The 11,058-nt window shown below is 69.8% G+C and carries 8 protein-coding genes; 3 read left to right on the top strand and 5 right to left on the bottom strand.

What is annotated here, in order from left to right; all coding sequences use genetic code 11:
- Nucleotides 1–231: 231 nt before the first annotated feature.
- Nucleotides 232–1,338 (top strand): recombinase RecA, encoded by a 1,107-nt coding sequence (recA, locus tag ABD120_RS15975; RefSeq protein ID WP_343950668.1) that lies wholly within the window; start codon nucleotides 232–234, stop codon nucleotides 1,336–1,338.
- A 731-nt stretch (nucleotides 1,339–2,069) separates the two neighbouring features.
- Nucleotides 2,070–3,218 carry a regulatory protein RecX gene (locus ABD120_RS15980; protein WP_343950901.1) on the top strand — a complete coding sequence of 383 codons (1,149 nt, stop codon included), beginning with the start codon at nucleotides 2,070–2,072 and terminating at the stop codon, nucleotides 3,216–3,218.
- A gap of 766 nt (nucleotides 3,219–3,984) precedes the next feature.
- On the opposite strand, the gene ABD120_RS15985 is transcribed toward ABD120_RS15980, so the two are convergent.
- The gene (locus ABD120_RS15985) at nucleotides 3,985–4,341 is read right to left on the bottom strand and encodes a hypothetical protein (RefSeq protein WP_343950669.1); all 357 of its coding nucleotides are present in this window, start codon (nucleotides 4,339–4,341) and stop codon (nucleotides 3,985–3,987) included.
- 509 nt (nucleotides 4,342–4,850) lie between these two features.
- Between ABD120_RS15985 and rny the strand changes: the two genes are divergently transcribed.
- A complete protein-coding gene (gene rny, locus ABD120_RS15990; RefSeq protein WP_343950670.1) occupies nucleotides 4,851–6,440 on the top strand; it encodes a ribonuclease Y in 1,590 nt (529 codons plus the stop codon).
- Nucleotides 6,441–6,466: 26 nt separating this feature from the next.
- Here rny and ABD120_RS15995 read toward each other — a convergent pair whose 3' ends face one another.
- From ABD120_RS15995 to ABD120_RS16010, 4 genes are all read right to left on the bottom strand, one after another.
- A complete protein-coding gene (locus ABD120_RS15995; RefSeq protein WP_343950671.1) occupies nucleotides 6,467–7,519 on the bottom strand; it encodes a glycoside hydrolase family 19 protein in 1,053 nt (350 codons plus the stop codon).
- 117 nt (nucleotides 7,520–7,636) lie between these two features.
- Nucleotides 7,637–9,451, bottom strand: coding sequence for a S9 family peptidase (locus tag ABD120_RS16000; protein WP_343950672.1), 1,815 nt, complete (start codon nucleotides 9,449–9,451; stop codon nucleotides 7,637–7,639).
- A gap of 64 nt (nucleotides 9,452–9,515) precedes the next feature.
- The gene (locus ABD120_RS16005) at nucleotides 9,516–10,385 is read right to left on the bottom strand and encodes an amino acid ABC transporter permease (RefSeq protein WP_343950673.1); all 870 of its coding nucleotides are present in this window, start codon (nucleotides 10,383–10,385) and stop codon (nucleotides 9,516–9,518) included.
- The coding region (locus ABD120_RS16010; protein ID WP_343950674.1) for an amino acid ABC transporter permease at nucleotides 10,382–11,058 on the bottom strand (677 nt) is incomplete at its 5' end. The genes ABD120_RS16005 and ABD120_RS16010, both read right to left, overlap by 4 nt.

Genomic DNA, 11,058 nt, shown 5'->3' on the forward strand with positions numbered 1-11,058 from the left:
TCCCCAGCTCATGGGCATGGCAACAGTCCCGGCGCATTGCCCGGTAATGTCCTCGGGATCCGGTCTCGCGCGACATGATCGTCCCAGCTCTCGCGCGTGTTCCCGGACAGATCGAACAACCGTTCGGCTACGATGGGCGCACGCCGTTCCCGGCGATCGCCAGAAAATTGTCGGTGCCGGGCCGTACCTTCTCACTCGACCGACCGGACCACGACCCATCAGGGGAGTTCCATGGCTATCAACGACCGCGAGAAGGCCCTTGAGACTGCCCTCGCTCAGATCGAGCGGCAGTTCGGCAAGGGCTCCGTCATGCGCCTCGGCGACGACGCGCGCGCCCCGATCGAGGTGATTCCCACCGGGTCGATCGCGCTCGACGTCGCGCTCGGCATCGGCGGGCTGCCCCGGGGCCGCATCGTCGAGATCTACGGTCCCGAGTCGTCGGGTAAGACCACGGTCGCCCTGCACGCCGTGGCCAACGCCCAGCGCGCGGGCGGCATCGCGGCCTTCATCGACGCCGAGCACGCCCTCGACCCCGAGTACGCCAAGAAGCTCGGCGTCGACACCGACGCGCTGCTGGTCTCCCAGCCCGACACCGGTGAGCAGGCGCTGGAGATCGCCGACATGCTCATCAGGTCCGGCGCCGTCGACATCATCGTCATCGACTCCGTCGCCGCCCTGGTGCCGAAGGCCGAGATCGAGGGCGAGATGGGCGACAGCCACGTCGGCCTCCAGGCCCGGCTGATGTCCCAGGCGCTGCGCAAGGTCGCCGGAGCCCTCAGCAGCACCGGCACCACCGCCATCTTCATCAACCAGCTGCGCGAGAAGATCGGCGTCATGTTCGGCTCGCCCGAGACCACGACCGGTGGCAAGGCGCTGAAGTTCTACGCTTCGGTCCGCCTCGACATCCGCCGCATCGAGACCCTCAAGGACGGCACGGAGGCGGTCGGCAACCGCACCCGCGTCAAGGTCGTCAAGAACAAGATGGCGCCGCCGTTCCGCGTCGCCGACTTCGACATCCTGTACGGCATCGGCGTCTCCCGCGAGGGCGGCCTGATCGACATGGGTGTGGAGCACGGCTTCGTCCGCAAGTCCGGCGCCTGGTACACCTACGAGGGCGACCAGCTCGGCCAGGGCAAGGAGAACGCGCGCAACTTCCTCCGGAACCACCCCGACATGGCCAACGAGCTGGAGAAGAAGATCAAGGACAAGCTGGGCGTCGGCCCGCGCCTCGACGCTCCCGCCGACGCGCCCGCGACTCCGGCGCCCGCCCCGGCCGCCGCCGCTGCTCCGTCCGGCCGAGGCTCCAAGGCGTCCACGCCCAAGCCGGGTGATGTCTGACCGGCGGCTTCCCTGACCGGCAGCCGCATGGCCACGACCTCATGAGCGACCAGTACCCCCAGGTGCACCGCCCCGACGACGGCACCTGGCCGGATCCGCCTGCCCGATCGCGCCGTTCCGCCGGTTCAGGCGAACGTGCGGGTGGTGGGGCCGGCAAGCAGGGCGGGCGCCCAGGGGATGGCGCCTGGCCTGCTTCGCTGGAGGAACTGCGTGCCCTCCGCCGTGCCCAGGAGGCTGCGGAGGAGGGGGTGTCCGCAGCGGAGTGCTTCTCTGCGGACGACTCTTCGGAGGAAGACCCTTCCCAAGGTTCCGCCCCGGGCAGAGGACTCTCGAACGGCGAAAGGTTTCCTGGCGGAGAGTGGCGCCGAGGGGCGCAGCCGCCTGCCTCCGGAGAGCCGTCAGGGGCCTCGGCTGTCGGCGGCGCCGCAGAGGCGGCGGCATCCGTGGCGGGACAGGCTGAGGAGTCCGCTGCGGACCCCTCCTTGGCGTTCGGGATCACGGAGGAGGTCTCCGCAGACCCTGTGGTCGAGGGCGGCGGCCCGAACGGGTGGGTGACGGCAGGCGGTGACCCGGCGGCCGGGGTGCCGTCGGGCATGGCCGGCGTGAACGGGGTGGGCGACGCATGGTCGGATGAGGGCTCTGGCAGGTCGCCTGACAACGGTGCTGGTGCGTTGTCCGGCAACGGTGCTAACGGTGCTGCGTTGTCCGGCGACGGTGCTGGAGTGTCCGGCATGGGTGTCGGCGGGTCGCCGGGCAAGGGTGTCGGCGGCCTGGGTGTCGCTGCCGAGAGCCAGGAGGGCTCGGGGGAGTCTTCGGCTGCGGAATGGAAGTACACCTGGGCCGAAGAGCCCGTTCGCGAGGGGCGGAGATCTCGGCGTACCAAGCGAGGGCCGAGGCCCGCCGACGGAGGCGCCGACGCGGGCTTCGGGTCGGACGGCTTCGGGCCGAAGGACAAGGGGCAGGGGATCTACGGAGGCCGTGGGAAGGACTTCGAGCCGGGTGAGGGGGTTCTCAGCGGCGGTCGGGAGGACTCTGGGCCGGGTGCACGCGGTCTCGGAAGGCGCAAGGCAGGCTCCGGTCTGGAGGCGGGGGACCTTGGAAGCGGTGATCGGGGTTTCGAGGCTGGAAGCGGCTCCGACAGCCGGAGCGACTTCGGTGCCGGGACGGACGGTGAGGAATTCGGCGGCGGTGAAGCCTCTGAGCCAAGCCGGGGAGTTCTCGGCGGTGGCGGGGGCTTTGGGCTGGGCGAGGAGGAAGAGGGGCCAGACGGTCGCCGGAAGGGCGCAGGGCGGGGGAAGCGGGGCCGGAAGGGCGGGCGGGGCCGAGGGCGTAGCGGGTGGTCGGCCGATGGGCCTGATGAGGACGCTCCTGCGGGGAGCGGGCCGCCTGCGGATCCTGCGGCGGTTGCGCGCAACATCTGCCTGCGGTTGCTCACCATGGCCCCCAAGACGCGCGCCCAACTCGCTGCGGCGATGAAGAAGCGGGAGGTGCCCGAGGAGGTGGCCGATGCCGTACTCGATCGATTCACCGAGCTCGGGCTGATCAACGATGAGGCGTTCGCCGAAGCCTGGGTCGACTCCCGTCATCATGGCCGGGGGCTGGCTCGGCGGGCGCTCGCGGCCGAGCTCCGGCATCGTGGGGTGGACGGGGAGACCGTCAACGAGGCCGTTGAGCGCCTCGACTCCGATCAGGAGGCGGAGATGGCGCGGCAACTGGTCGATCGGAAGCTTCGCTCCACGCGAGGGCTCGATCCGCAGGTTCGCACGCGGCGGCTGGCCGGGCTGCTGGCGCGTAAGGGGTACTCGGGTGGCGTGGCGTTCCGGGTGATCCGCGAGGCGCTGGAGCAGGAGGGCGTCGACCTGGATGAAGACTTCGGTTGAGGCTGCGGTCCGGTCGTCTGTGTGAAACGTCCGGCTACGCCCGATGCCGTGTCCCCTGCCGCGTCCGCTCTCGTGTGCTGCGTCCTGCAAAGAGCCGTTGTCGGTGGGGCAGCCGAGAGCGGCCGGGTGAATGTGGGGCCAGACCCCGAGATGTCGGGCAAGTGCCGGGTTGAGCGGGAGCAATGGAGGCGTCGGAGGACGTCGGCGGCGGAAGAAGCCCATCGCGTCCTCTACGCCGGGCAACTCCATTCCCGTGCCGGGCGATCACGTTCCTACGCTGGACGGCCACGTTCCCCTGCCGGGCGGCCGCGTTCCTGCGCAGGACGGCCGTTTCCCGATCGGGTGGGTGGTTGTGCCTCCCGGGCCTGGGGTGTAGGTGCCTGGGGCCGTGACGTGTCCGGGAGGCTTTCGTTTCGGGAAGGGTGGCGGTGTCCCCGCTGGGCGGCCGAGTTCCCGTGCTGGGCGGCCGTTTCCGTCGTTTGGTGGGTGGTCGTGCTTCCCGGGTTCGGGGGCGGGGGCTGTGAAGTGTCCGGGAGGTCATTTCCTGTGAAGAGTGGCTGTGTCCGCCGCTGAGTGATCGTGTTCCGCGCCGGGCGACCGTGCCTGTCGTACCTCGGGTGGCTGTGACTCCCGCGGCGATGGCCGTCGACGATGTTCGAGAGGTCTTAGGTGGGGCTGCAGGTGAGGGGCGGGTGGTGGTCGGATGCTGCCTGGTTTCCGGCCGGAGGAACCACCGCCGTGGCGGCCGGAAACCAGGCGGCGGAGGTCAGTCCGCGCAGATCGCGTAGACGCTGATGCCGACGGTGCTGTGACCGTCCTGGCGGCCGAGGCCTATCCAGCCGCGCCCGTCAGGCGTGGGGAAGGAGCCGACGAGGATGGCGCGCTCCCCCTGGGCCTCGGCGCCGCCGCCGAGCACCCGCTTGTTGCCGGGGCACTGGGCGACGCGGCGCTGGAAGTTGTTGACGTTGGCGTTGGGCAGGGTGACGATCTGGTACCCCGGCGGAAGAGCGGACGCCGCCGCAGGCTTGGCCTCGACGGTGGCGGCGCTGGCTGCCAGCGGCGCGATGGCCGCCATGCCGGCGGCGACGGCGACGGCGGCGAGGGTGATTCTGTTCAGCTGCATGTGCTGCTCCTTCTTTCCTGCTCCCTCACCTCGTTCGCGGTACGGCACGAGGACGAGGACGTGCTGGTGGTGCTCGCGTGATGAGGGAGACGTGGGGGATTTACACGGTGAGTATCCGTGCAAGCACTCTCCGTGTCTATAGGGAATCGGTGTGGTGGGCGGATGGTGGGGGTTTGGCGGGAAGCGGAAGCGACTGTTCGTGGCGACGGTGACACGCATGACGAGGTGTTTGCTTGCCCGTGGCCTGTTCCACACATAACCTCGACCCCAGTGAGGAGTTACTCCGCGCAGTGCGGATTGCCATACCGGTGAACTACGTGCGAATGGGCTCGATTGACCGAGACAGGCGGGGTGTTGGCCAGGAGAGCCGACACCTGGTCGGTCCTGGATTGATATCGGTGGTGCCGATTGGGCGTTTCGTGCCGCGCGTGTGACGCCTCCCGTTTTTCAGGCCGCGTTTTGAACCTTTGCGACGCGAGGAGGGCGGGGAGCACATGGAGCCGCTGGTCATGGTGCTGTTGGTGGCGGTGCTCCTGCTGGTGTTCGTGACCCTTGCCACCTTGGTGCTGGTGTTGCGGCGAACAGCGGGGCATGCCCAAGGCCCACCTCCATTGACCGACGAGCAGCTCGCCGCCGTACACGACGAGCTCGAACTCGCCCGCCGCGAGGCGGGGGAGATCCTCGGGAAGGCGGAGTCCGACGCCGAGGAGGCGACGCGGCGCTCCGAGGCCGCGGAGCGAACGCGTAGGGAGGCCGAGGAGGAGACGCGCGCCCTGAAGTCAGAGATCAAGGAGCTGCGGACCGATCTCGAACGCCGCGAGGGCCGGCTGGCCGAGCGTGAGCAGCGTCTCGACGAGGAGGCGCGCAGACAGAGTGAGCGCGACCGCAAGCTCGCCGAGACCGAGACCGAGCTCGCGGGCCGGCGCGACGAACTGCTGCAGGTGGAGCGCGAACGGCAGGCCATCCTCGAACGCGTGGCCGGGCTCACGGCCGACCAGGCCAGGTCCGAGCTCGTCAAGGAGATCGAGAACCAGGCCAAGCGCGAGGCCGCGCTGATCATCAGGGAGATCGAGAGCGACGCCCGCAAGGAGGGCGAGAAGCGCGCCACCAAGATCGTGACGCTGGCGGTGCAGCGCATGGCCTCCGAGCAGACGGCCGAGTCGGTGGTGAGCGTCCTGCACCTGCCCGGCGACGACATGAAGGGCCGGATCATCGGACGCGAGGGGCGCAACATCCGCGCGTTCGAGTCGACGACCGGGGTGAACCTGATCATCGACGACACCCCTGAGGCCGTCCTGCTGTCGTGCTTCGACCCGGTCCGCCGTGAGACGGCACGGCTCACGCTGGAGAAGCTGGTGCTCGACGGGCGCATCCACCCGCACCGCATCGAGGAGGTCTACGACCGCAGCCGCCAGGAGGTGGCCGAACTGTGCGCGCGCGCCGGTGAGGACGCCCTGGTCGAGCTGGGCATCACCGACATGCACCCCGAGCTCACGCTGCTGCTCGGCCAGCTCCGCTACCGCACCTCCTACGGTCAGAACGTGCTCAAGCACCTCATCGAGTCCGCGCACATCGCCGGCATCATGGCCGCCGAGCTGCGGTTGAACCAGACCCTGCTGAAGCGCTGCGCGCTGCTGCACGACATCGGCAAGGCGCTGACGCACGAGGTCGAGGGCAGTCACGCGCTGATCGGCGCGGAGATCGCCCGCAGGTACGGCGAGCACGAAGACGTCGTCCACGCGATCGAGGCGCACCACAACGAGGTCGAGGTCCGCACGGTCGAGGCGGTGCTGACCCAGGCGGCCGACGCGATCTCGGGCGGCCGCCCGGGAGCGCGGCGCGAGTCGCTGGAGGCGTACGTGAAGCGCCTGGAGCGACTGGAGGAGATCGCCCAGTCGTACGACGGCGTGGAGAAGGTCTTCGCGATGCAGGCCGGGCGCGAGATCCGGGTCATGGTGAAGCCGGACGCGATCGACGACATCCAGGCGCAGGTGATCGCCCGCGACGTGGCCAAGCAGGTGGAGGAGGAGCTCACCTACCCGGGCCAGATCCGCATCACGGTCGTGCGCGAGTCGCGGGCGACGGAGTTCGCCCGGTAGGGAGGCTCCCTACCGGGCGGTGGGGCTCAGCAGCTCAGGTTGCCGCCGGGGGTGACACCGAGCAGGCCGGTGAAGCGCTGGTAGGCGTTGACCCGGCTCTGCACCTGGGCGGGGTTGCCGCCGTTGCACTCCAGGGCGCCGTTGATGCTGCGGATCGTCTCACCGAAGCCTCGGCTGTTGACCATGGCGCTGTGCGGGGTCATCGTGCCGGGGCCGTTCTGCGTCATCCAGTACCAGATCGCGGTCTTCCACGCGACGGCCGACTCCCGCTCGACCCGCCACGGGTCCTGGAGCAGGTTGAGGCCGAGCGCGTCGCCCGCGGCCTTGTAGTTGAAGTTCCAGCTGAGCTGGATGGGCCCGCGCCCGTAGTAGGCAGCCTGCCCGGCGGGGCAGCCGTACGGCTGGGTGCGGTCGCAGTAGTGCGGGTAGTTCGCGGTGTTCTGCTCGACGATGTGGACGAGTCCGCCGGTCTCGTGGTTGACGTTGGCGAGGAAGGCGGCGGCCTCCTGCTTGCGGATCGTGTCGCTACCGGTCTTGGCGAACGCAGGGTAGGCGCTCATCGCGCTGGTCAGACCGCTGTAGGAGTAGAAGGAGTTGCGGCTCGGGAACATCTGGTTGAAGACGCTCTCGGACACGACGAAGCCCGGGTTCGGGTTGGGGTTGCCGCCCCCGCAGTCGTACGGTTCCCAGTACCAGGTGCTGATCGTCGGGTCGTAGCCGGGGTTGTCGTGCTCGGCCCGGTAGTGGTTGCCGTCGGTGTAGCGGACGATGCTGCCTGCGGTGTACCACTGCCCGGCCACCCAGTTGGGGTAGGTGCACGGGGTGCCGCCGCCGCTGCCGCAGCTGCCCTGGCTGGTCCAGACCGCCGCGGTGCCGGGGGTCTCGTTCTGGGTCCACCAGCGGGCGGTCCAGTTCTGGCCGGAGTGTGAGACGACCGCGCCGCCGGTGTAGGCGGTGGCGGAGTTCCAGGCGGTGGCGCATTCGGCGGCCGAGGCGCTGGCCATGGGCAGGGCCACCGAGGCGGCGCCGGTGAGCAGGCCCAGTGCCATGAGCGGGGCCAAGATCCGTTTCCTGAGCATCGATCGCTCCTTCCGCCCGGGGCTGGGGGTTCCGGGCGCTATTATTAGGAAACTTTCCTAAGGATTGGCGCGATCGTAGGACGACTGACAGGGCTTGACAAGACCCAATCCGGTCGGTCAAGGTCGGCGCTGCCAGAACAGCTGCTGGTAGAACGCGAGCTCGGCCGCCAGCGCCGCCGTACGGGTCTCCGCCCGCCGGAATCCGTGAGACTCGCCGTCGAACACCAGATACGTGCACGGCACCCCGCGCTCGGTCAGCGCGTCGGCGAACGCGGCCGACTGCTCCGGCGGCACCACGGGATCGTCGAGCCCCTGCAGCAGCAGCATCGGGCAACTCACCCCGTCCACGTGCGACAACGGCTCGCGGGCGGTGAACAGGGCCGGGTCCACCAGCCATTCGAGGTAGCGGGACTCGAAATCGTGCGTGCTCGCCGCGAGCGGCGCCAGCGAACTGACTCCGTAATAGGACACCCCGCCTGCGAAGACATCGGAGGTGCCACAGGCCGCCATCACCGTCCAGCCGCCCGCACTGCCGCCCCGCACCGCGATCCGCGCCGGGTCGGCCATGCCCGTGGCCGACAGCCAACCGGCCGCCGCGACCGTGTCCTCCACATCGACGACGCCCCAATCGCCCTTCAGCAGGTCGCGGTAGGCGCGGCCGTACCCGGAGGATCCGCCGTAGTTGAGGTCGAGCACGCCGATGCCGCGCGAGGTGAAGAACGCCTTCTCCAGGTCGAGTTCGCAGGTCGCGTGGCCGGTCGGGCCGCCATGGACGAACACCACGTAAGGCACCGGCCCGGCGGCGCGGGCCACCGGGTGGGTGGGAGCGTACAGGTAGGCGTGGATCCGGCGGCCCGAGCCGCCCTCGAACGCGACCGGCCGGGGTGTGGGCAGGTAGCCCGGGCCGGGCAGCGACAGGACACCCGGGCGGAACCCGTCGGCGGCGCCGGAGCGCAGGTCGATCCGGGTGACCGTCTTGGGGGTGGTGCCGTCGTACCGCAGACCGACGAGCGTGCTGCCGTCGGCGGCGAGCGCCGGATCCCACCCGCCGCCCGGCCCCACGTCGCCCAGCGTGCCGAGGGCCGGGTCGAGGATGCCGAGCCGCAGGTCTCCGGTCCCGTGCAGCACCGCCACCCGGCCGTCGCCGAGCACCTCGTACGGTCGCCACCCCAGCTTCCACGGCGGCCAGGCGAACTCCTCGGCGGCGCGGTGCACCTCGACAAGGCCGGGGCTGTCGCGGCCGGTCAAGTAGAGATTCCACCAGCCGGACACATCGGACAGCAGGTAGAGATGGTCGTCGTCGCGCCACTGGGGGAACAGCACGGACTCCTCCGCGCCGCCCGCGACCGTCCATGTGGCGCGGTCGGACAGGCGCAGCACCCGAAGTTCGGTGCCGTTCCACGGCATGCGCGGATGGTCCCACGTCACGTACGCCAGATGGGTGCCGTCGGGGGACAGCGCGGGCGCGGCGTAGAAGCCGTCGCCGCTCACCCACTCGGTGATCGCGCCGCCGGTCACCGGCAGCGAGACGATCGACCGCGAGGACCCGCCGCTCTCGCGCACCGCCCACACCCGGCCGCCCCGCGCGTGGAGGTCGGCGTAGCGGGCGCCGTCGTCGGGTGTGATCGGGCGGGGAGTCCCGTCGAGCAGATGGACGCGCTGGTCGGCGTCGTGGGTGAAGAGGATCAGCAGGTCCTCGGTCACCGTGTACGGCCGGCCGCCGTACTCGTGAACCCTGGTGCGCGCGCTCCACGGCACGGGCAGCAGCTCACGGACGGCACCGCCGGCGGCGCGGTGCATGATCGTAGTGCGGCCGCCCTCTTCGGGACGGTCCTCTGTCCACCAGACCTGCCCGTCGCGGGCGCTCGGCCAGCCGACGCGCAGGCCGGCGCTCGCGACGTCGGTGGTGGCGATGGGGGAAGGCCACGGCATAGCCGCATCCTGCCGGAAAACCACGCCGCGTGAGGGGCACTCGCGAAAGCGCCCCTCACGCGGGTCACGGGATTCCGCCGCCGGCGGTGTTCACGACGACCGGCTTGGCCGCCGTCTTGCGGCTGCGGCGGCTGCGCTGCTCCAGCCAGTGGGCGAACCAGCTCAGCAGCATGTTGAGCCCGATGTAGAAGACGCCGATGAAGATGGCGGCCACCAGCTTGGTGCCGAAGTGCACCGAAGGCAGGATCTTGAACCCCATGTTCAGCAGGTCCACGTACGTGATGATGTAGCCGAGCGCGGTGTCCTTGAGCAGGACCACGAGCTGGCTCACCACCGCGGGCATCATCGCGGTGAGCGCCTGCGGGAGCAGGATCATCCGCATCACGCCGCTCTTGCGCAGGCCGATGGCGGCGGCCGCCTCCGCCTGCCCCTTGGGTACCGCCCGCACACCCGCCCTGACCACCTCGGCCAGCACGGAGCCGTTGTAGAGCGTCAGACCGACGACGAGCGCCACCAGGCCGTAGTCGCCCGGTCCGCCGACCTCCGGTGCCAGGAACCAGATGAAGAAGATCAGCAGCAGCAGCGGGATGGCACGGAAGACCTCCACCACCCAGCCGGCCGGAACGCTGATCCACTTGTGATCCGACAGCCTGGCCAGGCCGAACACCGAGCCGAAGACCAGGGCGAAGACAGAGGCGAGGGCCGCGGCGGTCAGGGTTCCCTGGACGCCGGGGATGAGGTACTGCTCCCAGGTGTTCCACTCGAAGAACGGCGCCCAGATCTGGCCGTCGAACTGGTTCTTCTCGTTCAGCTTGCTGAACACGAACCAGGCGACGGCAAGCAGCGCCACCACGGTGAGCAGGGTGTACAGGTTGTTGCGCAGCCGAGCCCGGGGGCCGGGCGTGTCGAACAGGACGCTGGCCTGGTTGCTCATCGGACCACCGCCAGACGCTTGGCCAGCCAGCCGGACAGCCAGCCGATCGGGAGGGTAACCGCCATGAAGGCGACGACGATCCCGATGAAGATCGGGATGGAGACGCCGGTGGTGTCGAAGATGTCGTACATCTGGAAGGCCGAGTCGGCCAGCAGACCGCCGGCCTGCGCGACCGTGGTGTTCTTGATCAGCGCGATGACCACGCTGCCGAGCGGGGCGACGACCGCGCGGAACGCCTGCGGCAGGATGATCAGCGTCAGCGACTGCATGAACGTCAGCCCGACCGCCCGCGCGGCCTCCGCCTGGCCCATCGGCACCGTGTTGATGCCCGCGCGCAGTGCCTCGCAGACGAACGTCGCGGCGTACACCGACATGGCCATGACGACCAGCCAGAAGGCGTTGTCGTAGGGCTCCTCCGAGAAGGCGAGCCCCATCGTGTCACTCAGGCCGAGCGCGCTGAAGGCGAGCAGCAGCGTCAGAGGGGTGTTCCTGACCACGTTCACGACCGTCGCCGCCGAGGCGCGGAGGACGGGGATGGGGGAGACGCGCATCGCCACGAGGATCGTGCCGAGGATCAGCGCCAGGATCGTGCAGATGGCCGAGAGCTGGAGGTTGACGAGGAAACCGTCCCAGAGATCCGGCCCGTATTTTATGAGTTCGTCCATGGTGCTCC

Origin of the sequence: Nonomuraea longicatena, from assembly GCF_039525605.1 — a bacterium.
Taxonomy (GTDB): domain Bacteria; phylum Actinomycetota; class Actinomycetes; order Streptosporangiales; family Streptosporangiaceae; genus Nonomuraea; species Nonomuraea longicatena.

What these genes read in the sequence shown, in the direction of transcription:
- ABD120_RS16005 (WP_343950673.1), bottom strand. Translation starts at nt 10,385, where the DNA reads ATGAGCAACCAGGCCAGCGTCCTGTTCGACACGCCCGGCCCCCGGGCT.
- ABD120_RS15995 (WP_343950671.1), bottom strand. Translation starts at nt 7,519, where the DNA reads ATGCTCAGGAAACGGATCTTGGCCCCGCTCATGGCACTGGGCCTGCTC.
- recA (WP_343950668.1), top strand. Translation starts at nt 232, where the DNA reads ATGGCTATCAACGACCGCGAGAAGGCCCTTGAGACTGCCCTCGCTCAG.
- ABD120_RS15985 (WP_343950669.1), bottom strand. Translation starts at nt 4,341, where the DNA reads ATGCAGCTGAACAGAATCACCCTCGCCGCCGTCGCCGTCGCCGCCGGC.
- rny (WP_343950670.1), top strand. Translation starts at nt 4,851, where the DNA reads ATGGTGCTGTTGGTGGCGGTGCTCCTGCTGGTGTTCGTGACCCTTGCC.
- ABD120_RS16000 (WP_343950672.1), bottom strand. Translation starts at nt 9,451, where the DNA reads ATGCCGTGGCCTTCCCCCATCGCCACCACCGACGTCGCGAGCGCCGGC.
- ABD120_RS15980 (WP_343950901.1), top strand. Translation starts at nt 2,070, where the DNA reads ATGGGTGTCGGCGGGTCGCCGGGCAAGGGTGTCGGCGGCCTGGGTGTC.